Source organism: Streptomyces lancefieldiae, assembly GCF_031845825.1.
GTDB lineage: Bacteria > Actinomycetota > Actinomycetes > Streptomycetales > Streptomycetaceae > Streptomyces > Streptomyces lancefieldiae.
Map to the genome: position 1 here is coordinate 15,407 of NZ_JAVRFH010000050.1, position 23,989 is coordinate 39,395.

The following is a 23,989-nucleotide window of genomic DNA, read 5'->3' on the forward strand; positions in this document are numbered from 1 at the left end:
GACGCACAGGGTGTCATGCACTCGCTCGGCCCTTGACGCGGTGTTGGGTTTCGTGGCGGGCGGCGCGGATGCCCTCAGCGGTGAGGGCGTAGAAGTTGCGGCGCTTGCCGGGGCCGCGACCCGGGGTGGCTCTGTTCATCCAGCTGTTGTCGTCTTCGAGGCGACTGGTGAGCCATCCTGCTCGTTCGAGCCTCTTGAGCTGGGGATAGACAGTTCCTGGATCGAGACCTGTGCGTGCGATGAGCTCGGCGCCGTAGAACTCCTTTTGTGGGCGGGTGACCAGGTCGCGCAGGAGGGCGAGCGTTGGCTTGGTGATGCGGACACGCTCGACCGCGATGTCATTGAACGGGGTGGGCGGGCCGGGGCTGCGGCGAACCCGGAACTTGGCACGGGCTGCTTCCAGGACGCGGTCGTCGGGCGGGTCTGAGGTGTCGTCGTGCGGAAGTGAGGCGGTCATCAGAGCCTGGGCGCGGTCGGTTCCGAGATGCCGTAGCAGGCGTCGGCCCTGCGGCGTGGGCTGTTGAGGGCGGCCGAAGGCTGCCCTCTCGAAGAGGCTTGCTCCGATGTCGCGTTCCAGCCGCTGGAACTGTGTGACCAGCGCGTTGGGTTCGGCCTTCAGGTGGTGGGCGGCACTGTCGAGAGACGGGAAGCGCATGGCGATCTGGAAGCGGTGGAGGCGGAGCCAGCCGTGGAGTGTGCCTTCGGCGGCGGACCGGATGTCGCGGGGGAGGCTGGTGTCGATCTTGGTCATGATGGTGCGGCTGTGCACTCCTGGGGGTCGCAGGGGAACGTTCAGGTGCTTGAGGCGTCGGCGGACAGTCTCGTCTTCGGTGCCGAGTTCTTGGGCGATGTCGAGGGTTGAGCGCTTGTGGGCGAGGTATTGCTCGCGGAGCCATGTCTCGTCGATGGGGAAGGGCTTGCGGGTGCGGCGGATGGCGAACCCGAGGGCGCGGGCGTGGGCGACGGCGATGTGGCGGGGGATGCCGGTTTCCTGAGCGATGTGGGCCAGCGACTTGTCGCCGTCGACGTACTCGCGTTGCAGGAAGGTCGTGGTGAGAACCATCCTGGCCTGCTGGTGCAGGCGCCAGGAGCCGAGGCTCGATGACCTGCCCCACTCGCGGGGCTCGCGGGGAACCTGTTCGAGTGCGAATCGGATGTGAGTGAGGGTGGTGTCCAGTTCCCGGGCCGCCTCGCGGGGGGCCCGCTGTTCGGTGATGACGATGCGGCGTACTTCTTCCAGGTCGATGTCATCGAGGTGCCGGCCGGGAAGGTCGAGTCCGTCGGCGCACTCTTGCGGCGGCTCCCAGGTCAGGGGCTCGTCGATGTTCAGGTCGTGCAGGATGCCGATCGCGTGCTGGTGGAGGGCGTCTCGCTGGTCGAGGGTCAGGGAGGGCGGGAAGGCGAAGTACCGGGAGCGGTCGGGTGCCGATCGCAGGACGAGGGGGTGGCGTGGGTCGGTGAGGTCGGCGCCGGTGAGGAGTTGGTTGAGGTAGCGCTGCGCGTTGAGGTAACGGGGAGCCTGGGTGGTCTTGGCGCTGAGCTGTTCACCGGGCTGGGTGCCGGTGCGGAAACAGAGTTCGCGCCACTGGTCGGGGCTGATAGGGATCGCGGGGATGAGGCGCCGCCGGCGTTCGTAGTCGATGGGGCTGCCGTGGTCGTCGAGGTGGTGGGCGAGCTTGCAGAGCGCGGTGAGCACGTCCGGGTGCCCGGACTTGAGGGCTCGCTGCAAGATGACGGTCATGGCGTTCGGCAGGTGCGGTCCCAGCCGGTCGGTGACTGCGCGTGCCCGCAGGGCCGGTTCCCCGGGCAGGAGCAGGAGTGCAGCGGCGATGCCTCGGAAGAGGTTCTCCTTCGTTCCCTCTCGGGGAATGAGCCGCACTGTCCAGCCGGGCCAGAGAGCCTGCGGGACGTGCCGGATGCGTGCGTTCGCGCTGTCCTCGCCGGGTTCGGGGACGCGGGCGCGTGGGGTGGAGGAGGAGAAGCGTACGCGGTCCAGGGCGCCCATGATCTGATCGCCGGCGTGCAGGAATCGGCGCTGTGTGCCAGGTGAGAGCTGGGACCACTGTTCGGTGGTCATGCCCCGGGGGATCACCTTGTTCGGGGTGTCGCGCCGGGTCCGCAGTCCATGGACAACGTGGACGGCGATGGAGTCGTTCGGGGTGTCGAGGAAAGGCAGAGCCGCGTGGGCGATGACGCCGTTGACCGCGGCGCCGAGCGGCTTGACCCGGTCGGCGGGAGTCCGCGTGGCCAGCGGCCTGCGGTGCCAGCGTTCTCGGACCGCCTGGCCCATCGACTGGACGTCGGTGTCGTTGATCGTGTGCATCAGCCATGGCGTGCACTGGTTCAGGTCGGCCAGGACGGAGTAGGCCGTGGAGGGGTCGGCAAGCAGTGCGTCGACGCGGCGCTGGGCGGCGAGCAACGGGTGACTGGAGGCCAATGGCAGGAGCTCGGCGCTGGTGAGGTCGGTGCCGCAGACCGACGCGAGGCGGGAGCCGAGCGTGCAGGTTCCCACCGGGAACCGGAGGGTGTGTCCGGGGAGCCTGACGCGTGCTCCTTCGCCGCAGCCGGGGCAGGTGTCGTGTAGCAGGGATCGGTGGGTGGTGCAGCTGAAGGTCCAGGGCAGCCACCACTTCAGCAGCCATCGTCCTTCCCGTTCGGCCAGGCACTGGGGACAGAACCGGCATCGTCGCTGCCGCCGAGGGCTGAAGGGAAAGTCGCTGCCGATCACCGCAGAATCGAGGCGGCCGGCCGGAAGACCGGTGCGGATCTCCAGCCCGCGCAGAACGGTGGCGGGCAGGCCGCTGACCAGCGGGCGTGTGAGGTAGTGCCGGGGCAGGCCCATGACGCGCAGGAACGTGGAGAAGGCCAGGCCGTTGCGGCGGCCCAGTGCCTCCAGCCAGCTGTCCAGACCCTCGCCGGGAAGGATGCGCATCCGCAGGGGCAGCACTCGCATCTCGGTCACGAGGCATCACCGAGAGCAGAGGTGATCTTTCCGTGCGCCATGGCGGCGGCCAGCTGCTGACGTGCCTGTTCGGATGCCTCGTCCAGGCGGACCCCGTCGAGCACTTCACGGGTGACTGCTTCTGTGCCGGTGCGGATTGCGCGGTAGCAGGCCCGCATGAGCAGAGTGAAGTACGACCCAATGTGCCCGCTGGTGCGTTCGAAGAAGTAGTCGGCGTTGCGCAGGAGCATCCCGGGACGGTGATCTGTGAGGACGAGCCGGTGTTCGCTGGTCTTGAGCAGGCTCCGCCAGTGGCGGCGGCCTTCGTCGGTGTCGAGACGGAACGGGTCGACACCGAGCCGGGTCCAGCGGCGGGCGGTCTGGGCGAGGGCGACGTTCTTGCCGGTCAGGCCATCGGCGAAGAATCGCCGCTCGGCCAGGCCGACACCGACATAGATGAAGGTGACCGGCAGTTCGTTGGCGAGCCACTTGAGATGGTTGGACACGGCCAGGCCGTCGCGTCGGTCCAAGTCGATGAAGTGGATGTCGTCGATGATGCCGAGCTGGGTCTCGCAGGACAGGACGCAGTCCAGGGCGTGGCTGGCCAGGGCTGCCGCGTTCGCCCGGTCAGTGGCCGGGTGGCCGTAGTACTCGCAGATCATCCGGTTCAGGGTTCGCAGGGTGGTGTTGGAGGTCAGGCCGACGCGGAAGACGGGGATGCGTTCGTGTCCGGCCTCGGTGACCGTGGACAGGCGGCGCATCTGCTGGCGGTCGAATTCGCGGCCGAACAGGTTGGCGATGGTGGTCTTGCCCAGGCCGGGCAGGGCGTCGATGACGGCGGCGGAACGGATGCGGTCGCCGTCCTGCCGGTTGCTGGCCACGATCTGTTCGAGTTCGTCGTGGATGCCCGCGAGCTGTGGCGTCTGCACGATGCCGAAGTTCGCGTGCCAGTCGTGGCGCGAGTCGTTGTAGTCCTCGGCTGCTGCCTCGCCCAGCGCGGCCAGTCGGGTCCGGGTCAGTGTCTCGGGCCGCTGTCGTGGCGGGGCGTCGGCGAAGCGGCGCCAGCCTTCCTTGCGGGAGAGGCTGAACAGGTTGGGCTGCCTCATTCGATCACCTCGAAGGCGTCGGCGTAGAAGTCGTCGCCTTCAGGGGCGTCGAACAGCTCGTCCTCTTCGTCGCTGTCTCCGGCCGGCAACTCGGGCACCAGTTTCAGTTCCGGAAGAGTCAGGGGGCCGGACTGCTCGGGCAACAACGGCAGGGACAGAGCGCCACGTTCCGCCGACAGCCGTACTGCCATGCGGCGTTCGCGCCGGTCGGTGACCATGCCCTGGTCCCAGCGGGTCAGGAGAGCCGCGAGTGCCTGCGAGGTGTCGATGTGCCGGCCCTCGCGTGCGGCCAGGCGGCGAGCGTAGGTGGCGGCCTCCCCGCTGAAGGCCATCGTCAGCGCGGGCGCGTGTTCCCAGAGCAGCGGATGCCAGGAGTCGTCGACTGGGTCCTGGAAGTAGACGAACCGCACGTCATCGGGGTTGACGTGGATCGGCCACTGCCGCCCGAGACCCGCGTAGGGGCTCGGTGCGTTGCGGTAGCCGTCCAGCACGGCCCCGTTGTAACGCAGGCCATCGACCTCGACGCCGTAGTGCTGGATCGTGCGCGGCTTGACCGCGAGGAACTGAAAGGCCAGCTCCGGTGAGGCTGGCATACGAAGTCGTCCCGCCCGGGCCAGACCGATGCGCAGCATCTCCAACGGCGACAACGACAGCTTCGGCCACTGCGGGATGACCAGCCCGTCGTGCTCTCGACGGTGGTAGACCTCCGTGATCCACTCACGGACGATCTCCTCGACCTCGTGGATGAAGAAGAACGCGGCATCCTCGACAGCGTGTCCGCGGCTGTGAACGTCGGGCCCCTTGTAGGCGGGAAGGTGCTGGATCAGCCCTTCTCGCAGGGTCCGGAAGAAGCGTTCGACGGTCGGCTTGTCCGTGGGCTTTTTCGGCTGGGCCGGTTGAATGGACATCCCCAGACGGGTGCAAACTCCGATCACGTGCGCGGACATGAATGCCCGCCCGTGGTCGATGACCAGCGTCTCCGGCGGACACAGGCCGCCGCCCGGCACGAGTCCGTCCTCGGCGAACACCACCTCGTCCCACAGCCCGTGGTAGGGAGCCAGCGCGGGCCGGGCCGCGTCCTCCAACGGAGGGCAGACCGCCTCGAACAGCACACCGGCGACGTCCACCGCCTTCGTGGAGCACGCTGTCACCCGCAGGCCGACGATGCAACGCGAGAACAGGTCCTGAGCAACGGTGAGCTGGAGCGGAACCCAGCGGCAGGTCACCGGTTCCATGGCATAGATGTCCAGGTCCTGGGTGTCGAGCACGACGTACTCACCGGGCCGGGTGGCCCGCAGCCGCCCGTAAGTGCCCTGTGGCCTCTCCGCGATCGAGCGGCGGGCCTTGGCACTGCCGGAGACCGCGTTCGTGCCCTTGGCCATCCAGGCGAGCCGGGCGTAGGCCGTGCTCCGGCCCGGAACAGGAACGGTGCCCTTGCCGTACTCGGCGTTCAACCGTTCCTCCGCCCGCAGCAGCAGAGCCGACCGCGTGGGGGTCGAGCCGGTCACCGACTCCGCCATCACCCGGCGCACTGCCTCCTCCCAGCGAGGATCGACGCTTGAGATCCTTCCCGCGCGGGCATCGACCAGACCGGCTTCGCCGCTTTGCCGGTAGGCGGCCAGCCACCGCTCAAGCGTGCGAGCGGTAACACCCAGCTCCGCGGCCTTGGCTGAAGTCCGGTCCTTCAGCGGGAGATCGGGATCGTATGAGGTCCTCGGCTCGGTCGGCAGAGCACTGCCAGGATGCCCGGACCGGTAACCGCTGAGCACCTCGCGGACGTGGCCGGCCCGTTCCGCCAGTCGCTGATGCTGATCGGCCGACAAGCTCGCCAGCAGCATGCCGACCCCGTCCGCGGCGGCCGGTGCGGGAGATCCGATCGACCGGGCTCCAGCTGCCAGCCGCCCGAGCGGAACGGAGCTGTACTCGCCCGTCCGTTCGTTGCGGACCGTCGTCTGGAGACCCTCGACTTCCACGACCTCGACGACATCACCGCCGAAGAAGAGCCGGGCCCCCGCGAACAGGGCCATCGCGTAGGCGTTCATGCCGCCACCCGGATTCGGCTGGCCCGGTTCAGCGGAGCACGCAGGTCGGCCACAAGCCGGCCGGACCAGATCAAGTGCAGGACGACCGGACGGACGATCTCGCACGGCTGTCCGGCCAGCGCGGCCTCGATACCGCCGATCGTCGGCTGGCCCGCGGCGGCTGCCAGCACACGCGCGATGAGCGAGTTCTCCACCAGGTCGCGGCGCCGGTAGCCGGCCAGGAAGCGGACGTTCTCCACGACGGCAGGCTCGGCACCCGACCAGGTTTCATAGATCCAGCCACGACGCGAACACGCCTGGCGTGTCCAGTCGAACTGTGCGATCACCTTGGGATCCTTCATGCGTGAGGGGGCTTTGACGTCGACAACGGTCACCAGACCGCCGGCATGGACGAGGAACAGATCGGGAACATGGCGGCGGATGCGCCCGCCGTCTGGGCCGACCAGTTGGAAGGGCTGGGCCGCGATCTCCGTGACCTCGCTGGCGAAGTCAGCGATCAGGATGCGGGCGAGCTCCAACCGGCTCTCGTAGGCCACCATCCGGCCCGTCGTAGAGGCGTGGTACCAGCCCGAATAGTGCTTCCGGCCGCGATACCAGCGGAACTCGCGTACCGGGAGGCCACCGGCGACTTCGTCCACCGGAACACGGTCGAGCTCGGCCTCGACCAGCCGCCCGTTGCTCTGCCGGTACGTGGCCTGGACTGTCCGGCTATCTGTCGCGGCATCGTCGCCTGTACCAGTCCGCATGGTCGCCCCTTCGTGTCCGGTGTCTTCGACACCAGGACACTGGCCGCCACCAGCGCTAGCCTGAGCGGAACGGAGGACAAACCCAACGAAAGACTGGACCGCGGACCGCCAGAGTGACGCTGGCGCTGTACCGAGTGGAGACTCAGCCGGACGAGTCGGGCGACAAGTTGCTGACAAGTCACTTGGAAAACGACATCTCTATTCGGAACCTACACGGGCGGGGCGGCGTCAGAGGACGCGGCGGGCGGCGAGAATGTCCCAGTCCTTGATCGGGGTGATCCGGACCGGCTTGGTGGTGCGCGGCGCCTCGATGACGAGGCCCTCGCCCATGTACATGCCGACGTGTTCGGGCCGGGCTGCGGTGCCGCGGCTGAAGATCAGATCGCCGGGCTTGAGGTGAGCGGGTGAGACTGCCTTGCCCTCGTTGACCTGCGTGTACGTGGTGCGGGTGAGTGTGATTCCGGCGTGGGCGTACGCCTGCTGCATCAGGCTGGAGCAGTCGCAGCGGCCCATGGGGTCGGGGCCGTGTGCGTTGGTGCAGGATCCGCCCCACTGGTAGAGCGTGCCGAGTTGGTGCATCGCCCACTCGATGGCCTTGCGGGCCTTCGGGTCGGCGTCCTTGGGGATCGAGTAGCCCTTGGGGACGCTCCCTTCGGGGATGCGGCCGAAGCCGGACCCGTCCTGGCCCGGCGCGCAGCCGGTCGTACTGGTCGACGGCTTCTCACTCTGGTTCGTGTCCTGGTCATCCGCGTCATCGCCGGCACCGGGGAAGGTCTTTACGATGGCGGCCTGCAATGCGGTGGCCAGGTTCTCCCACTGCGCGTACGCGTCCGGCAGGCCGGACTTCTGCACGGCTTGGGCGGCCTGGGTGACGGTCATCTGCTGCCAGCCGTCCACCTTGAGCAAGTGCTTGTAGAACTGCTCGGAGGCGTAGACCGGATCGCGGATCTGCTGGGCGCTGCCCCATCCCTGGGAGGGACGCTGCTGGAAGAGACCGAGGGAGTCGCGGTCCCCGTAGCCCAGGTTGCGCAGCCGGCTCTCCTGCATCGCCGTGGCGAGCGCGATGATCTGCCCCTTCTTGGGAACGTCGAGTGAGAGGCCGGCGGCCACGATCGTCGCCGCGTTGGGGACCTGCTCGGCGGGCAGGTCCAGGCCCTCGATGTGGACGTCCTTGCCGGATGCGCCGTCGAGGATCTTGGTGACCTGCTCGGCGACCTTGTCGCTGTCGATGTCGGTCAGGCAGCTGCTGAAGGAGCTGCTGCTCTGCACGGCGTCGGCGGAGGAGGCGAGCATCATGCCGGTGCCGGCGATCAGGATCGGGGAGAGAAAGACGACGCCGATGCCGGCGGCGAGTGCCTTCAACCCGAGCGGACCGCTCGCCGGTCAACGGGATCGGGCATGGATGGGTAGTCAGACGTCATGAACGAGTCCTTCGGGGTGTGGTGTCCGGCGTGCCGCGTGCGCGAGGCGTGGTAGAAGGGCACGGCGGCCGGGGTGGGCGATCGGTGGCGGGCCGGGGTGGGCGAGTTGCCGCTCGCTCCGCGTGGCCGGGCTGTGAGCTAGGTGTGCCGGGGCAGGGGGTACCTCCGTGAGGTGTGGCGGGGGAGTAGCCAGCGGCGGTGTGCGCCGGGCGGTTCAAAAACAGTAGGTGCGGATTGGCGGTTGACCAAAAAGTTCGGCGTGAGGTGCCGGATACCGGCACCCCGGCACGGCACTTCTTGGTCGTCGACGGATTCGCCTCTACAGTTTTTGCACTCCCCCCTCGCCTCTCCTCGGTCTGCGGCCCTGGGCTTTTGCATGCCCACTTCCGGCCCGCGAGGACGCTCGTGCGAGGCGGTGGCAGTTCCCTCCGTGATTCCGCACCCGAATAGGGGTTCCTCTTTGCCTTTTTCCCTGCACCAGGGCGACGCTCTGGCCGTTCTCTCCAGCCTTCCGGACGGCTGCGTCGACTCCGTCATCACCGACCCGCCATACAACAGCGGCGGCCGGACCGCGAAGGAGCGCACCACCCGCTCCGCGAAGCAGAAGTACACCTCCGCCGACGCCAAGAACGACCTTGCCGACTTCACCGGCGAGAACATGGACCAGCGCTCCTACGGCTTCTGGCTGACGCAGATCATGACCGAAGCGCACCGGCTGACGAAGACCGGCGGGACCGCGCTGCTGTTCACCGACTGGCGCCAGCTCCCGACGACAACGGACGCGATACAGGCGGCCGGGTGGCTGTGGCGTGGTGTGCTGGCCTGGCACAAGCCGCAGGCCAGGCCCCAGAAGGGCCGGTTCACCCAGAACTGTGAATTCATCGTCTGGGCGTCCAAGGGGCCGATCGACGGCTCCCGGAACCCGGTCTACCTGCCGGGTATGTACTCGGCTTCGCAGCCCTCGGGGGCAAAGCGCCAGCACATCACGCAGAAGCCGGTCGAGGTCATGCGTGAGCTGGTCAAGATCAGCCCCGTGGGCGGCACGGTCCTCGACTTCTGCGCCGGCTCCGGCTCCACGGGCGTCGCCGCCCTGCTGGAAGGCCGGGACTTCATCGGCGTAGAGAAGACCGAGCACTACGCGTCGATCGCGGCCGACCGGCTCACCGAGACGATCCGCGCAACCCTCACACAGGACGACGTGGTTCTCGCAACCTGAGCCGCGTCCTCTCCTGCCGCCAACGCACCCGGCTCCTTGCTTCAGCCGCTGGCGGAGCACCGCCGGAGCAGACGTGCGATTTCGCTGTCCGGTCCGTGCAAGGACGCTTTCGCCTTTCTCTCATCCCGTGTCTCGTAGGAGGCCGAACTTTCAATGTCCGAATCCGCAAAGCCGTCTGACGATGGGGAGTTGGAGCCGGTTCGTATTCCGGATCCGCAGTTGGAGGGAATCGAGGCGAGCGTGCGGCGGCTCATGGAGCAGTCTGCGCAACAGGCCCAGCAACTCGACCACCTCGCGTCCGCGCCGGCGCCGAGTGGCTCGCCCTTCGCCGCGTTCGGTATGCCGGGACTCGGCGGGCCTCCGGCGCCCGCTCCGCCGGAGTCCCGCCCGATCCTGGAACTCGATGGGGAGGAACGGGAAGACGAGCTCGACGCCTTGTCGGACTGGGTCGACGACTTCTTCCTCCCGGTTTACGGGGCGGAGGTCACCACCGCGGCGCCCTGGTGTCTGCAGTGGCAGGAACACGACGACGTCGTGGCCTGGCTCCATGCCCTGTGGCTCGCCTACCAGCAGCACAAGGACCCCGAAGCTGGGCTTTCCGGCCTGTTCGTGTGGCACCGCGACTTCCTCACCCACGCCGTCGCGGCCATCCGCGCGCCGGGCGGACCGTTGTCGGCCTGCATGACCTCCCCCGACCGGCCCGCACACCGTCTCCTGCCCGGTCCGCCGCCGTCCGTGCGCACAGAGACCGCGGCCACGGCGGATGGTGCCGGCACTGCCGAGCCGGACGAGCCGGCGCCATGAGCGGGGGAGTGGGAGAGCCCGCCTTCGCCCTGAGCTTCGACCCTCGCGCGCTGACCGATCTCCTCCAGGCCCCCAGCGATATCCGCGACCTCACCCTGGCCTACCTGCAGGAAGTCGTGAACGCGCAGCGCTTCGGACAGCGCCTCGACGGCGACCTGGAGGGATTCCGGAAGCTGTTCGTGGACTCCCGCAAGGACTGGCGCGTCGTCTACGGCGTCCGCCCGGCGCCTGCGGAATCCGCCCACCACAAGGAGATCCACGTCGTCGCGATCCGGCCGCGTGCGGGCAACGACGTCTACGACGAGGTCGGCCGCCGCCTGGGGATGACCCGCCGGCCGCTGAGCGCACGTACGCACGCGGCCCGCTCGCGTTCCCCGCAGCTGACCACCCGCACTCCCGTGCCCCGGACCGGTCCGCCGCCTACCGCACTGCCGGGTCTGCCCCGTCCCGCACCCAACCCCGCGCACCATCCCACCCGCTGAACGTACGGAGCGTCGCCCATGCCCCCTCAACCCGCGCCGACACCCACCCGGCGTGCGGTCACGCAGCTCGACCACCGCATCGAAGCGGTCACCGGCCACGACATCGACACCCTGTGGGCCTACCGCCGCGGCGCCCTCGACGAACCGCACGCCCAGCTGGTCGACCGTCACCGGACACTGGCCAACGCCCAGATCGGGGTCACCTTCTACCTCAAGCTGCTCAACCGGCTCACGAGCGGTGAGTTCCCTGTCGACGGCGCACTCTTCGTACGCATCGAGCGCACCGTGGACCACCTGGAGGAAGCCACCGACGCGCGCGACGCCGCCGCCCAAAAGGTGCTCGCCGTCCTGGAGCCCATCGAGGCCGCCGCCGCAGCATCGACGCCCGACGGGCGACCGCTTTCGACCGACGACCGGGCGGCACTGCTCGCCATCGCCGGCGGTGCCAAGCTCCACGAACACCTCCTGACCGGCAGGGCATCCGTGACCGCCTCCTCCGGCACCCGCATCCCCTATCCCCAGATGCAGAAACTGGAACGCGCCAGCCTGATCGTCCGGGACACCAGCCACCCGGTGCACGCCGGCCAGCCCGTCTCCCTCACCGAGGCCGGACGAGCCGCACTGCTCGACGCCCGCCGGACTCCCACAACGCATGCGTCAAACAGCCCGGCCCGCCCCGGAGCCTCGCCGTCCACTCCGGCGAAGCGGCGCTGAACTCCACCGAAAGGCTCTTGTTGTCCCCCACCGAACCGGCGCCGGTCCGGAAGTCCATCCCCCAGGTCGACTTCGAGTTGGACGACCTCGACGCCGACGAGGAGAGCTACCTCGACTTCTACCGCAAGGTCGGCGTCCACGAGGACATGCTCGTCCCCCTCGCCGAACACCACGACGGCCCGAACAGCTACTACGTGCTGTTCGACCGCACCGCCACCTGGGGACACCCCGGCATGCCCCAGGTGCTCGCCGTACATCTGCAACGGAACTACGAGAAACAGACGTTCAGCTTCGAGCAGGCCCCGCTGCCACTGCCCGCGATGGCACAGTCCTGGCTCATCCACCGCGGCTGCCCACCCGACGCCATCGGCCTCGACCCCGAACTGGGCCCGCCACCGGCGGACGAGGCCACGCGAGCACTGGAGCACCGCCTCGTCGGCGACGGCGACCGCTACGCCATGGGCTACTCCTACACCAGCGACGACCCGAACGACATGGTCATCGTCGTGATTCTGCGCGCCTGTGAGGAGCAAGCCCCCAGCCCGTACCGCGTGGTGGTCGAGGAGGTTGATACCGAGAGGTGGACACACACCCTGCGTGAGGGCGGCTTCGACACGGTCGGTGAGGCCCTGCAGTGGTGCGACGACCGCCTCACCGGCGAGGCCGGCCCTCTCCCGCCGGTCCGCCCAACAGCCACCGCCAGCCGCCCGGCCGGTGTCGCCAAGGCCCCTGCTCCGCGACCGCCCGGCCGTTCGCGCTGAGCGCTAGGGGTGCTGTCTCATGAGGTTGCTTTTCCTGCCCGTAGCGCCTGCTCGACCGCGACCTGCTCCAGCACCTCGTACAGCAACTCAGCGCGCTGGCTGCGCGGGCTGCCGAAAGACTTCCGGTCGGCGGTGAGCAACACGATCCAGTGCGCGCCGGTCATCCGCATCCGGCTGGCCGCCCTTACCGCCGACAGCAAAGTCCGGTTCTCCCGCGCGGCCAGCGGCCCACGTGCGGGCGACACCAGATCGTGTGCGGGCCCACGCAGCTGCTGGCGCAGATGAAGCGGCACCGCCTCCCACGTCGGGTCGTCCGCCCCCGGCAGCAATCGGCCCTGGGCAGCCCCGGACTCGGCCAGCGGCGCTGCGACGGGACCCGGTGGCACGGGACCTGGCGTCTGCTCCAGCCCGGGTTCGGATGCAGCGGGGGGCCGATCGTCAACCGGTGCGCCGACAGCGCAGGTGTGGGCAGCCGACGTACCGACGCATGCGCAGCCGGGGCAGGGCACCCACCCCGTCAGCGCGGCGGCCATCTGCACCACTGAGCGATCCGGGCCGAACCCCAGCGACATCAGCCGGAGCGGCAGGCGCAGGTCCTCCACAGCGCGCAAGGCGTCGGTCGCAATGAGATCGTGGCCCGCCACGAACCACTTGCCCATCTCTACGTCCTCGCCGCACCCGCAGAAGCAGCGCCGACTCTCCCTCGTCTCCACGCCCCGGGACCCTAGCTGCACCGGCAGCTCTATAGCGGGCCAAGCCACGCCGACTCGCCTACACGGTGGGCCCTGTCTCGTGGCAGGAGAGCGCTGCTCAAGCAGCGCACCGGCGAGTAACCAACCTGCCGAGACACCACAGCTAGGCCCGACACGGGCGACGCAACATAGCCGACGATCGCCGGTTAGCCAAACCGGCGATTTTCCGGACTCTTATACAGCCGCCGGGACAACTCCCGCGGCCCTTCCCCCGCATTCCCTGTGCCTTCCCGGAGGTTTCTTCCGCATGCGCTCCACCCGAATTGCCATATCCGCGGCGATGCTCGGCGCGCTCGCGCTGCCGGCGCTGTCCGCCACCCCCGCCAGCGCCGCCACCGTACCCACCGCAGCAACCGCCGCCCCCGCCGTGAACTGCCACAACCTGCCGCCGCTCCCGTACGCGGTGCACGCCAAGGCCGTGACCATCCGGTCCAAGGCCAGTTCGAAGTCCACCGCGCTCGGCGTGCTCTACAAGAGCCACAAGTTCAGCGTGTCCAAGAAAAGCGGCAACTGGCTCTACATCACGGACAAGACGACCGGCGTCAAGGGCTGGGTCTCCGGCACTTACGTCTACCGCGACGTCCGTATGTGCCTGGACTGACCGGATCCACCACGTCCCGCTAAGCGGCCGGGGCGCTGAGAACTGCCCTCGCATTCTCCAGGCATCGGCCTTTCCAGAACAGGAGATTCCTTTTGACCGACGGCATATCCGATGAGTCTGCGGATGTCGTGGGCGTGCTCACCGAACGGATCGAGGCCCGCTTCGACATGGGCATGGACCAGCTGAAGGCCGCGGTCGCCGCAGCTCCGACCGCGAACCCCGACGCTTCCGACGTCGTCAAGTGGCACGGCCTTCTCGTCGAGGCTCAGTCCGTGCTGGAGCGCGCGGAGGACGACCTCCTCGCAGCCTTGCAGACCCAGCCCAGCGAGGTCGACGACCCGACGATGGGCCTCGCCCACCGGGTGAACGCAGCCGTCACCGCCCGCGACGGCCGGGCCATGGTCGTGCGTTGGCTCCTCGACCCGGACGCTCCGGGAAAGAAGGACCTTGCCGCAGAGCGCCTGGCTCGCCTCCGGCCCCGAAGCGGCCCGGCGGTGCAGACCAGCGTTCCCCATCGTCCCGCAGGGATACCCGCGCCGGCGTCGGCGTGGCGGCCGGCAAGGTCCGCCCGATGAGCCGGGACAAGGCCAGCACCATGGACACCGACCTGCAGAAGGTCTTCGGGAACCCGGTACCCGAGCTGTACGAGGCGGCTGCCGACCACGATGCCTCACCTGCGCTCGCCCGTGCCCTGGAGCTGCGCTCGTTCCTGGCGCTCACCGAGGAGCAGGTCGCCCGCGTCCGCGACCGCGTCCACGCCGACATGGACCCGGAGCACGACATGGACGAACTGTCGGCGGACAAGCTCCGCTTCGACGCGCAGTGGCTGGAAGCAGCACTGGAGGCCCGCGACGGCTACCGCGCAGCCCTCGGCGAGCTGCTGCGCACCATGCCCCCGCCTGCCCAGCAGGCCCGGCCTGTCCGCACGGCACAGCTCAGGGCCACCGCAACCCTGCCCCCGGCTGCCGCCCCGGCACCCCAGCGTGCCGGGGCGGCCCGGGCCCGCCGACCGTGAAAGCCCCCGATTGCCCCACCTCACGTGCACCGACATAGCCGGACGGATCGAGGACCTGTACGGCGCACCGCTCGCCGACCTCGAAGCCCACGCCCAGGACCAGCCACCCGGCATGCTCTCCGCCCTGCTCGGCATGCACGACACCCTCGCCCTGGCCGAGCGCAGCATCGACTTCCACCGCAACCATCTGGCCCGGCTCATCCACCCCGAGCGGCAGATCGGCCCGCACGAGGTCTCCCACCTCCTCGACGGCACCCGCCGGCTCGCCGAAGCCGTCGCAGTCCGCGAGGCCCAGGCCACATCGGTCGCCGCCGTCCTGCAGAGCCTGGCCCGCGCCCCGACCTCCGCCTCGCCGACTCCCACGCCGCCGGCCCCGGCCGCGCCCCTTGCGGCGCAAAGCGCGGCGCACAGCCGCTGACCCCCAGGCGATCTACCTTTCCTTTCACCCAGGAGTTCCTCCCTTGGCCATCACCGCTCTGCCCCCCGATGCCGACGCCGACATCGCCCGGGTCATCGAGGCCCTCGCCATGATCACCCCGCGCTGGAACGTGAGGATCCTGCTGGCCCTATCCGGCCCGCCGCTGCGCTACAGCGAGCTGGCGGCCAAGGTGTCCTGGCTGCAGAACGGCCAGCTCCACCCCAAGCTCAAGTCGCTGTGCGACGCCGGACTCGTCGAACGCACCGAACACACCGCACGGCACGTCACCTACGGCCACACCGAGCGAGCCACTGCCCTGCTGCCGATCCTGCCGATGATCATCACCTGGGCCGAGGAGCACCTGGAGAAGGCCGACCACCCGCTGGCCGCGATCGAGCAGATCGAGGACAGCCTCACCCTGCTCACCCGGCGCCACGCCGCCGCCATCCTGTGGGTGCTCAAGTCGCGCAACGAGGTCAGCGGCCGGGTTCTGGCCCGGATCGTGATGCCCAGCAGCGACTGGACCAACATCTATCCGCCGTTGCGCCAGCTCGTTGCCGACGGCCTGGTCGACACCGAGGGGAACGGCCGGCCCTACCGGCTGTCCCCCGCCGGCGACGGCCTGGGCCCCGTGCTCGGCACGCTGTCCGCTTGGTCCGCCGGACAGCCCCTCGACCAGGCGGCCCACCACCCCGTCTGGGGCCAGCCGCAGGCCAAGAGCGCGCCGAGGCCGTGGGTCAGCAGCCAATCACGGCCGGCACCCACAACGCTCCCGCCCGCCCGCACGACCGGGGCATCTCCGGCGTGGCACAGCCGCGACCTCTTCTCACACGCCGCGACCAGCCGCCCGACGGCAGCCCTCCCGACGGGAGGCCCGCGCCGATGAGCACCTCCTTCACCCCTGCCGAAGCGCGCCACGCCATCGAATTGCTGGCCTCGCGCTCCTTGATCCGCCTGGTCACCGAAATCGACGACAACGGCGCCATACCGCCGCGACGGCTCGCCGGCACCCTGCCCGACCTCTCCACACACCAACTGCGCAGCGCTACCGACAGGGCCCACGCCCACGGCCTCGTCCGGGTCGCGTCCGGCGCTGGTCTGGAACTCACGGACTCCGGAATGGAGCTGGCCGACCTGTACGACGCGGTGGCGCGGTGGGCGCGGCGTCACGCTGTCCCGGCCCCCGTGTGCGAGTTCAGCAGTCGCATCCGGCACGTCCTTGACCTGCTGACACCATCGCTCACCAACGAGAGTGCCGACCGCCCAACCAGCGACGCGGCCGAGACGGGCCTGGCCCACCCTCGCACGCTGCTGATCCAGTGGCTGGTCGGCAACCCCCAGGTGGCGAGGGTGCCCGAGCCTGAGCGGGCCGTGTGAGCGCAGCGGTCACGCCCCGGCACGCACGCCTCACTGCCGGGCTGATGAGCAGCATCTACCTGCCGCGCACGGCGGACGCCTTGGCGTTCGCGATGTCCACCTACGGCATCCCGTTGCTCGTCCTGGCCACTACGGGCTCCGCCGCACTGACGGGAGCCGCCTTCGCCTTGGAGTGGATCCCACGCCTGGCTGCGTTCGGGTGGGCCGGATCGATCGTCGACCGGCGCGGCGCCTCGGTGGTCTTCCACCTCGCTTCCCTGGGACGGGCGCTGGTTCTCGCCGTCGGCGCGGTCCTGCTGCACCTCTACCCGTCCGGCACCGTAGCGAGCGCGACAGCGATGGTGCTCGCGGCGGCGACCGGCGTGCTCACCGAGTTCAGCTACATCGCGACCGAGACCGCCGGTGCCGCCGCCGGCCGCCGAGCCGGATCCCGGGCCCACCGTGTCCAAGCCGTCCTGCTCGGCATCGACCAGACCGCGACCCTGGCCGGACCGGCGCTCGCCGGCGTGCTGCTGCTCGCCGGGCCGCCGTCGATGCTCGCAGTGGTCACCGTGCTCTCGCTGCTCGCCGCGCTGCTCGCCCTGCGCACACCGCCCTCGCCCGTCGCCCCGGCCCGCGCGCCGAAGGGGCGGCCCGGGGCCGGGCTCGTCATCGGGTGGCGCACCATCCGCTCCCTTCCCGCGCTCGGTTGGCTGGTGACCGGGCTGACCCTGTCCAACCTGGCCACCGGCCTTCTCCAAGCCGCCGGTCCCGTGATCGTCGTCCAGCACTTCGGGCAGTCCACCACGGCAGTCGGCCTGGTGTGGTCCGCCGCAGCGGCGGCCACCCTTGTGGCCGTCACCATCTGCCGGTTCGCGTTGGACCGCCTGGGCCTGTGGTCAGTGGGAGCAGCCTGCTCCGTCGTCGCTTCGCTGGCCTGTCTTGCCGCCTCCCTGGCCCCCGACTACCTGTCCTACCTGGTCATGGTCGCGGTCCTGATGGCAGCCGATGGCGGCCTGGCGGTCGTCCTGCGTACTCTGCGCTCCCGACTGATCCCCCCGGAGGCGTTCGGCAGCACCCTGTCGGCCACCATCCTCATCCTCCTATTGCCCTTCCCTGTCGCCGGCGTACTCACCGCGCTCACCCCGCCCGACGCGCTGGGCCACGTCATCACCGTGTGCGCCGCCCTGCAAACGCTCGGCCTGGTATGCGCCTTCGCCCGCCTGCGCACCGACCCCGCCCTGCGCGCCTGACCCGGCTGCATCCCCAGCCTGTGGAGAACCTTCATGGCCATCGCCGCCCTCGGGTCGCACCGAGCGACCGGCCGCACCATCACTGTTGGCGGAGTGCACTTGTTCCGTAGCTGCGGTATTCCAGTGGCAAGGCGCCACGGAAGCCGCTTGCCCTCGCCTGTCCTCGGGGTATCTAGCTGTGGCTGAGCCGACAGTTGGCCGCGCGGAGTTGTGCCGGGTAAGCCCCCTTCGGATACGGCTGGAGTCCGTAGCTAGGCTCCGGGCCCATGACCAGTGATTTGGGGTTCACCTGCGCGTGCTGCGGGGCCCACCACCCTGAGCTGCCGATGAACTACACGGCCGAGGCCCCCGCCGTGTGGGATCCGGCCTTCGCCGACGCCGACGACTGCTTGCTCTCCACGGACCAGTGCGTGGTCCGTGCTCAGTACTACTTCGTCAAGGGCTTGATCGAGATACCGGTCATCGGCAGTGACGAGGTGTTTTCCTGGGGCGTTTGGGTCTCGCTCAGCCGAGAAAGCTTTTCCCGGGCCTCAGGCCTGTGGGACAGACCCGGCCGCGAGACGGAGAAGCCCTACTTCGGCTGGCTCACCACCGATCTCCTGGTGTACCCGGCGTCGACGCTCAATTTGAAAACGCACGTCCATACCCGACCGGTCGGTGAGCGCCCCTTCGTCGAGCTGGAGCCCACCGACCACCCCCTCGCCGTCGAGCAGCGCACAGGGATCAGCCTGGAGCGCGTGCGGGCGATTGCGTCGGCCGTGCTCCACGCCGGTGAGGGCGAGCAGCGGTAATGACCGACCAACCCGTATCGCCCATCCCGGTCGCGCCTGTCGGGCTGAGCCGCAGGGCCCAGCGGTTCATCGAGACGGAGGGCATCCGCGTTGGCCAACAGGACATCCGGCGACACCACGACGCGTGGATCGAGCATGGAATCCCCGCTGCGGAGATCGAACGGGCCACTGCTTTCCAGGACCGCTGGGGCGGCCTCGCCCTGCCGCCGGCCCCTTTCTATGAGGGTGGTCCGCGCATCCTGGACGCCGACTGCCCCGAAGAGATGCCCGCAGAAGGCTGGTCGTTCCCGGCAGGAGACTGCCGGGTGTCCATGGCCTACAGCTTCATGATCGGCCCCGACGGTGCGTTCGGCATCGACGCCTACCGCTGGACGCCCCTGCATGCCAGCACTGACGGATGGGTGGAATCCCTGGCGCTCGCCGCTCATGCCCGCCGCTGGGCCACGACCGTCACAAGGGTCACGCGCAAGGCCGTCGACGCACTGGATCTCGGCGAATTCGAGCCGGTCCCCGAAGTACAGGGTGTGACGGACTCTTGGTGGCGGGGCGAGGACTCCCTTATCGCCGTGTACCGGGGCGAGGCCGTGGGCCTTGGCGCCCCGCAATGCCTCGAAGCACACATCTACGGGGGACTTGACGAGTGGGGCCTCCATGGCGGCTGACCCGCGGACCTTGGAACTGGGCCTGCCTGTGCTCAGTAACAGCAGGGCAAGGGAGGGGCTGGCTCTGTTCCGCGGCGGCAAGGCAAGATCGACTGTGTGATACGCAATCCTCACGACGATGCCGAGCTGCTGGCCTTGGTTCGCCGCTATGTCACGCCCGAGCGGCGCTACCTGAAACTCGGCGGCGGCTTGCTGCGCATGCAAAGTCCTGAGTGCGACCGATTCATGCGAGATCTCCGTGAGGACGCAGGACTCATCACCGCCGATGAGATCGCCAGGCTTCTTGAGGGCGGTTGGCGAGAGCGGAGAACTGCGGCGTGGCTCGTAGCTGTATCCCGCCAGACCGAGTTCCGTGAGCGCCTCGGGGAACTCCTGCTGGCCAGCGAGGTCTGCTGCGCTGGGCTGGCCTACAGCGTGGCCCTGGCCAGTTTCGGAACGGCGCGCGACGCTGATCTGCTCGCCGCCTACCTGGACCGCTACCTCCGTCGCCCTGACCTCGCGTACGACCAGACAGTCGTCATGGGCGCTCTCCAGTTCATCGACCTGAACCTTGGAGGTGGTCAAGCCGACCGTTTCCGAGAACCGGGTGGCCTGTGGCAGCAGTGGCTCCAGGACGCACCTCACATAAAGGATGACTCGGACCCCACCCCCTTCTTCTTGAGCCTCATTCGTCGGCTCTGCGCATTCGTCGACGAATGCGCAGAGGCGCTATGACCGCCCTCATCTCGTGGTGGTCTTTCTGGACCATGTCGCCGCCGGGGGGAGCAGTCAGATCTGCGTGCGGGACGCGATGTAGTCGAGCCAATCCCGCTTGGCGTATCCGGTCCAGCGGGTGGCGTTACTGATGCTGGTGCCGGTGAAGTCGGCGAGAACGGATGCTGGTAGGTCGGTGGCCAGCGCCAGACGAGCAGTGTTACGGCTGGCGAGGGGTGCGATGCCGTGTCGGCGGAGTTTCAAGTAGAGGTAGGTAGCTCCGAGAAAGCGGGCGGGCTCCTGCCCGGGGAATAGCCACGGTGTTGTGCTGGCCGTCTGGTCGAGCTGCCAGCGTTTCTGACACTGGTCGCGCAGTGCGCGGACCAGCTGGGCGACTTCGGGCGGCAGCGGAAGACGATGACCGTTGAGGTTCAGTGTCACATCTGTGTCGTTGTCGATGATGTCGTGCAGGGTGAGTTCGAGCAGTCTGGTGTGCTGCAGCCCGAAGAGGAGTGTCAGTGCGCCGGCCGTGCGGACATCGAGAGGCATCGTCTCGTCGCTGAGACAGCGGTGCAGTTGTTCGGCCTGGCCCTCGTCCGTGCTGAAGACGCTGGGTGCGGCGACGGGAGCTCTGGGGACTTCGAGGGCGCCGGCCAGGCCGCGACCTCTCGCCCAAGTGATGAAGATACGTACTTCACGGCGCTTCTCTGGCCCTTCCTCCAGCCATGTCTCGAGTTCTGGCTGTGTGAGCTTCCCGAGAGGGATGCCGTGCCGGTCGAGCCAGTCGAGCAGTTCCAGGGCTCGGCGCAGCCGGGATCGCATCTGGTGCTGCGTGCTGGCGCGTAGCGGGCGGTGCCGGTGTGTCCGGCGGATGCGGTGCAGCAGGAACCAATGGGCGAAGGGAGTGAGGTACTTGCGGTGGGGGAGTGGTGCCTGGGCCAAGAAGGCGTCTGCCCAGCGGGGCAGAGCCTCCAACCGGTCGTCGCGCGGCTGCAGCACCGCAGCGGCAACGAGGACGTCACGGATGTAGCGAGTGGTCGGTGTGTTGGGCAGATCGTCGAGATGTCGGTGGGTGAACTCCTCTTTCGAAGCGCCTATGTACTTCAAGAGGGCTGGCACTCGGTCGCAGGTCAGCCAATACGCCACTCGGCGGGGGCGCCCCGCGGCGGAAAGAGCCGAGTGGAAGTCTTCCCGATGCGCGGGGATCGTGGCGTCTTCTCCACCGAGTGCCTCGGCCAGTCGCTTCGTAGCGAAGCAGCGGGTGCACATCTGCTCACGGAAGATCTCTTCGCTCGTGCCGCAACGCTGGCACGCGTAGGTGAGATCGACCCCGGCGCAGGGTCCGCAGATCCCGTTGCCTGCACCGGTGACCCCGATGAGCGGGCGACGCTGTTCACACTGAAAGCAGGCATCGGGGTGTTCACGCACTGCCGTGTAGCAGCCATTGCAGACCGGACCGATCGGCCAGTAGGCGTGTACAGGACGGTTACGGCGACAGCGTGCACATGGGGCAGGACGGCGGGGATAGCACCTCTGGCAGAAGGGCTTACCGGCCACCTTGCGTGCGCAGGGCCGAAGCCGGCCGCAGGTAAAGCAGACGACCGGAGGTTTCTCATAGCAGCGGGAACACAGGTCGGGTGTGTCGTCGCCGCCGCGCCGGACGACCCTGCGGACTTCTCCGCAGCTTCCGCACCGACGCTGGGGTTGTTGGTAGCAGCGTCGGCAGACCGGTCCGTCCACCGAGATCGCTTGGACCGGGGCCTGGGCTCCGCACCCGACGCAGGTGCGTTCGGGTCGTGGATGGCAGCTCTGGCAGCGGACACTGCCGTCCGGCATTCGGAAGGTCGCGCGGCGTACACGCCCGCACTGCCCGCATGCGGTGGCAACGTGCTTGCCATAGCAGGTACCGCAGAGTGGACCGTTGGGGCCTCTGGCGTTGACCTTCATCTGTCGGCCGCAGTCTGAGCAAGTCTTCGGCGGCCGCACCCGACGGGCACAGGCCGAACAGCAGTGTCCGGCCGGGAGGCGATGCGTGAGGTGGCGCGAGGTCTTTCCGCAGCCGGCGCACGTCGGCAGGGTGACCGGGCCATACCCGGCGTCCGCCAGCGCGTGTACGAGCCGCACCAGGTTCTGCGGAGGTGTCAGACCCGGATTGGTCAGGGCGTCCGGGTGCTCATGAAAGTGGCGGGCAAGGCCGACACAGGAACGTGCTGTGATCTTCCCGCGCTCCAGTGCCTGCGCCGCCTGTTCGCCGGTCACCCTCGTGAGCCGGGCGGTCAGGTGGACGACGACCTGTCGTTGGGCCTCGTCGAGGCCGAGAGGAACGGTCATTCCGGTCCTGGTCGCCGGATCGTCGTGCGGCGCGCTTGCGGCCGGGTCGCCGTCTGCCCGTCGGCGGTCTTGCGCACCTCAGCGTTGGCGACTTCCACCTGGATCAAGTCGTTGGGCTCACACGCGAGGATGTCACACAAGGCAGCGAGCGTATCCATGGACAGCCGTTGCGGTGTTTGGGTCACGAGACGAAAGACCTGCTCACGTGACAGATGCACGCCGCGTTCGGCCAGCAGCGGAACAAGTTCCGTGGTCTGGAACATGCCTCTCTCCGCCATCCGGATCCTCAACTGCCAGTCGATACCCATCTTCCTGATCATGTTTGCCGCCCCCATAGATCGCCATACCGGGCTTGCAGTGAGCGTTGCAGCAGCCGGTTGCGGAACTCGTCCGAGACGTGGCTGTAGATGGCCGTGGTGCTGGCGTAGGCATGGCCAACCTGGTCCTGGACGAACTTCTCTGGATAACCGAACTCGATCAGATGGGTCACGTAGCTGTGCCGCAACGAATGCAGATCCAGCTCCATGGGCAGGCCGGCGAACTGACGCGCAGCCTCGAAGGCACCGTTCAGCCGTCTCAAAGACATCCGGTCTCGTCGCTCGGTGATCCAGAAGGCTGGGTGCTTGCCGGGCCCGAAGGCGGGTCGGACCTCGCTGACGTACTGGTCGAGAACTCCAACGATCCAGTCCATCTCCGGGACGGTCAGAACACTGCGGCGCTTGGGAGGGCCGCCCTTGGACGCCTTGCCGTATCGGACGAAGATCGCTCCGAAACGGCCGTACTCGCCGACCTTGGGATTCCGGCGCAGGTCGCTCAGGTCCAGGCCGCACGCTTCCTGGCGCCGCAGGCCGAAGGCGTATAGCGTCTTCAAAACCATGGCGTCACGAAGCGCCGCGAGGGAGCCCTTGCGCCGTCGTGCGCGGATCTCTTCGACGCGTCCGTCGGCTGCGTCGAAGAGGGCCTGGACTTCATCGTAGGTGAGCGGACGACGCTCAGCGGCGCCTTCGTACTCGCTGCTGTGGGTGATCGTGTTCCACTCGTGCAAGAGCTGAACCGGAACTCGGCCGAAGCGCTCCTTGCACGTAGACGGCCAGCCGTAGCGAGTGTCGGTGATGTAGTCGAAGAACAGCCGCAGGTCGTTCTGGTAGTTCCGCGCGGTCGACACCGCCAGCGGCCTCCCAGGACGCCGATTGCGAAGGTCATCGAAGAATGCCTCCACCTCGGCAGGTTCCCACTGCCACGGGTACTCATTGGTGAATTGGGCCAACCGACGGACCAGTGCAATCCGCGGGCAGATCGTTGACTCCCTCAATAAGCGCGTGCGCTGCTGCAGCGCCCAACCCGCCAGCATCGCTTCCAGCACGGCGGGCTCGGGGTCCAGGTGCACGACTCCGTCGGCAAGGACCAGATGCGCGGCTCCTGGCATATCAACGACTGCACTCACGATGCATCTAACGCATCATCGTTGAGTTGGTCACGGGTGCCTGTTCAGAGCGTTCCAACCAGCCCGCCGAGTCGGCGTTAATCTCGATCCAACTGCAGCTCAGAGACTTGGCCGGGCGCGACGTGTGTTGCATTCAATGCAATACGGCAGCCTGCGAGCAGTTCCATGCCTTCGACGCCCGCAACCCGCACGTGTACTGCGCTCTGGAACGCATGGCCGCCCGCCGCCTGGCCGCCGGCGCCACCCGGGTCAGCCTCAAGGACCTCTTCGAGGAACTTCGCCGCCAACTCCCTCATGGCCTCGCCGGACTGAACAACAACTTCACCGCTCTCTACGCCCGCCGCCTCATAGACGACCACCCCCACTGGGCCGGCGCGTTCGAACTGCGGCGCCGCCGCGCCGCGTGAGACACCCCTGTGCCCGTCCTACCGTCCTCGATC

General features: G+C 68.5%; 25 protein-coding genes. 16 read left to right on the plus strand and 9 right to left on the minus strand.

Annotation, left to right across the window (positions count from 1 at the left end):
* Positions 1-13 precede the first annotated feature (13 nt).
* The 5 genes from RM812_RS32960 to RM812_RS32980 all read right to left on the minus strand — a co-directional run bounded on the left by RM812_RS32960 (position 14) and on the right by RM812_RS32980 (position 8,197).
* Positions 14-2,953 carry a TniQ family protein gene (locus RM812_RS32960; protein WP_311581130.1) on the minus strand — a complete coding sequence of 980 codons (2,940 nt, stop codon included), beginning with the start codon at positions 2,951-2,953 and terminating at the stop codon, positions 14-16.
* A 5-nt stretch (positions 2,954-2,958) separates the two neighbouring features.
* Positions 2,959-4,047: a TniB family NTP-binding protein gene (locus tag RM812_RS32965; RefSeq protein ID WP_311581027.1), complete on the minus strand. Its 1,089-nt coding sequence runs from the start codon at positions 4,045-4,047 to the stop codon at positions 2,959-2,961.
* The gene (locus RM812_RS32970) at positions 4,044-6,089 is read right to left on the minus strand and encodes a helix-turn-helix domain-containing protein (protein ID WP_311581031.1); all 2,046 of its coding nucleotides are present in this window, start codon (positions 6,087-6,089) and stop codon (positions 4,044-4,046) included. Before RM812_RS32970 ends, RM812_RS32965 begins: the two co-directional genes overlap by 4 nt.
* Positions 6,086-6,727, minus strand: a complete 642-nt coding sequence (locus tag RM812_RS32975; protein ID WP_311581034.1) for a TnsA-like heteromeric transposase endonuclease subunit — start codon at positions 6,725-6,727, stop codon at positions 6,086-6,088. The genes RM812_RS32970 and RM812_RS32975 overlap by 4 nt, the downstream gene beginning before the upstream one ends.
* Positions 6,728-7,063: 336 nt before the next feature.
* The gene (locus RM812_RS32980; RefSeq protein WP_311581037.1) at positions 7,064-8,197 is read right to left on the minus strand and encodes a C40 family peptidase; all 1,134 of its coding nucleotides are present in this window, start codon (positions 8,195-8,197) and stop codon (positions 7,064-7,066) included.
* Positions 8,198-8,716: 519 nt separating this feature from the next.
* On the opposite strand from RM812_RS32980, the gene RM812_RS32985 reads away from it, so the two are divergent.
* The 5 genes from RM812_RS32985 to RM812_RS33005 all read left to right on the plus strand — a co-directional run bounded on the left by RM812_RS32985 (position 8,717) and on the right by RM812_RS33005 (position 12,233).
* Positions 8,717-9,472, plus strand: a complete 756-nt coding sequence (locus tag RM812_RS32985) for a DNA-methyltransferase (RefSeq protein WP_311581040.1) — start codon at positions 8,717-8,719, stop codon at positions 9,470-9,472.
* Positions 9,473-9,724: 252 nt separating this feature from the next.
* Positions 9,725-10,276, plus strand: coding sequence for a DUF4913 domain-containing protein (locus RM812_RS32990; RefSeq protein ID WP_311581133.1), 552 nt, complete (start codon positions 9,725-9,727; stop codon positions 10,274-10,276).
* Positions 10,273-10,758 (plus strand): hypothetical protein, encoded by a 486-nt coding sequence (locus RM812_RS32995; protein ID WP_311581043.1) that lies wholly within the window; start codon positions 10,273-10,275, stop codon positions 10,756-10,758. Before RM812_RS32990 ends, RM812_RS32995 begins: the two co-directional genes overlap by 4 nt.
* 18 nt (positions 10,759-10,776) lie before the next feature.
* Complete coding sequence (locus tag RM812_RS33000; RefSeq protein WP_311581046.1) at positions 10,777-11,472, plus strand: hypothetical protein; 696 nt, start codon at positions 10,777-10,779, stop codon at positions 11,470-11,472.
* Between the two features lie 17 nt (positions 11,473-11,489).
* Entirely contained in the window at positions 11,490-12,233 is a 744-nt protein-coding gene (locus RM812_RS33005; RefSeq protein ID WP_311581049.1) for a hypothetical protein, read from the plus strand.
* Positions 12,234-12,250: 17 nt separating this feature from the next.
* Here RM812_RS33005 and RM812_RS33010 read toward each other — a convergent pair whose 3' ends face one another.
* Positions 12,251-12,892 carry a hypothetical protein gene (locus RM812_RS33010; protein WP_311581053.1) on the minus strand — a complete coding sequence of 214 codons (642 nt, stop codon included), beginning with the start codon at positions 12,890-12,892 and terminating at the stop codon, positions 12,251-12,253.
* A gap of 373 nt (positions 12,893-13,265) precedes the next feature.
* Between RM812_RS33010 and RM812_RS33015 the strand changes: the two genes are divergently transcribed.
* From RM812_RS33015 to RM812_RS33060, 10 genes are all read left to right on the plus strand, one after another.
* Positions 13,266-13,586 carry an SH3 domain-containing protein gene (locus RM812_RS33015; protein ID WP_394816551.1) on the plus strand — a complete coding sequence of 107 codons (321 nt, stop codon included), beginning with the start codon at positions 13,266-13,268 and terminating at the stop codon, positions 13,584-13,586.
* Positions 13,587-13,678: 92 nt separating this feature from the next.
* Positions 13,679-14,161: a hypothetical protein gene (locus RM812_RS33020; RefSeq protein ID WP_311581059.1), complete on the plus strand. Its 483-nt coding sequence runs from the start codon at positions 13,679-13,681 to the stop codon at positions 14,159-14,161.
* A complete protein-coding gene (locus RM812_RS33025) occupies positions 14,158-14,601 on the plus strand; it encodes a hypothetical protein (protein ID WP_311581062.1) in 444 nt (147 codons plus the stop codon). Before RM812_RS33020 ends, RM812_RS33025 begins: the two co-directional genes overlap by 4 nt.
* A 10-nt stretch (positions 14,602-14,611) precedes the next feature.
* Positions 14,612-15,019: a hypothetical protein gene (locus RM812_RS33030; protein WP_311581065.1), complete on the plus strand. Its 408-nt coding sequence runs from the start codon at positions 14,612-14,614 to the stop codon at positions 15,017-15,019.
* A gap of 43 nt (positions 15,020-15,062) precedes the next feature.
* Positions 15,063-15,905, plus strand: a complete 843-nt coding sequence (locus RM812_RS33035) for a winged helix-turn-helix transcriptional regulator (protein WP_311581068.1) — start codon at positions 15,063-15,065, stop codon at positions 15,903-15,905.
* A complete protein-coding gene (locus tag RM812_RS33040) occupies positions 15,902-16,396 on the plus strand; it encodes a regulator (RefSeq protein ID WP_311581071.1) in 495 nt (164 codons plus the stop codon). Before RM812_RS33035 ends, RM812_RS33040 begins: the two co-directional genes overlap by 4 nt.
* 44 nt (positions 16,397-16,440) lie before the next feature.
* On the plus strand, positions 16,441-17,628 hold the full coding sequence (locus RM812_RS33045) for an MFS transporter (protein WP_394816550.1): 1,188 nt from the start codon (positions 16,441-16,443) through the stop codon (positions 17,626-17,628).
* A 326-nt stretch (positions 17,629-17,954) separates the two neighbouring features.
* Positions 17,955-18,419, plus strand: coding sequence for a DUF2199 domain-containing protein (locus RM812_RS33050; RefSeq protein ID WP_311581077.1), 465 nt, complete (start codon positions 17,955-17,957; stop codon positions 18,417-18,419).
* Positions 18,419-19,081 (plus strand): hypothetical protein, encoded by a 663-nt coding sequence (locus RM812_RS33055; RefSeq protein WP_311581080.1) that lies wholly within the window; start codon positions 18,419-18,421, stop codon positions 19,079-19,081. Before RM812_RS33050 ends, RM812_RS33055 begins: the two co-directional genes overlap by 1 nt.
* A gap of 96 nt (positions 19,082-19,177) precedes the next feature.
* On the plus strand, positions 19,178-19,795 hold the full coding sequence (locus RM812_RS33060) for a DUF6000 family protein (protein WP_311581083.1): 618 nt from the start codon (positions 19,178-19,180) through the stop codon (positions 19,793-19,795).
* A gap of 54 nt (positions 19,796-19,849) precedes the next feature.
* Here the strand turns inward: RM812_RS33060 and RM812_RS33065 are convergent, their stop codons facing one another.
* The 3 genes from RM812_RS33065 to RM812_RS33075 all read right to left on the minus strand — a co-directional run bounded on the left by RM812_RS33065 (position 19,850) and on the right by RM812_RS33075 (position 23,531).
* A complete protein-coding gene (locus RM812_RS33065) occupies positions 19,850-21,202 on the minus strand; it encodes a hypothetical protein (RefSeq protein WP_311581086.1) in 1,353 nt (450 codons plus the stop codon).
* An 899-nt stretch (positions 21,203-22,101) separates the two neighbouring features.
* Positions 22,102-22,425: a helix-turn-helix domain-containing protein gene (locus RM812_RS33070; RefSeq protein ID WP_164245247.1), complete on the minus strand. Its 324-nt coding sequence runs from the start codon at positions 22,423-22,425 to the stop codon at positions 22,102-22,104.
* A complete protein-coding gene (locus RM812_RS33075; RefSeq protein ID WP_311581092.1) occupies positions 22,422-23,531 on the minus strand; it encodes a tyrosine-type recombinase/integrase in 1,110 nt (369 codons plus the stop codon). Before RM812_RS33075 ends, RM812_RS33070 begins: the two co-directional genes overlap by 4 nt.
* A gap of 125 nt (positions 23,532-23,656) precedes the next feature.
* Here RM812_RS33075 and RM812_RS33080 point away from each other — a divergent pair, with 125 nt between their 5' ends.
* A complete protein-coding gene (locus tag RM812_RS33080; protein ID WP_311581136.1) occupies positions 23,657-23,956 on the plus strand; it encodes a hypothetical protein in 300 nt (99 codons plus the stop codon).
* Positions 23,957-23,989 lie beyond the last annotated feature (33 nt).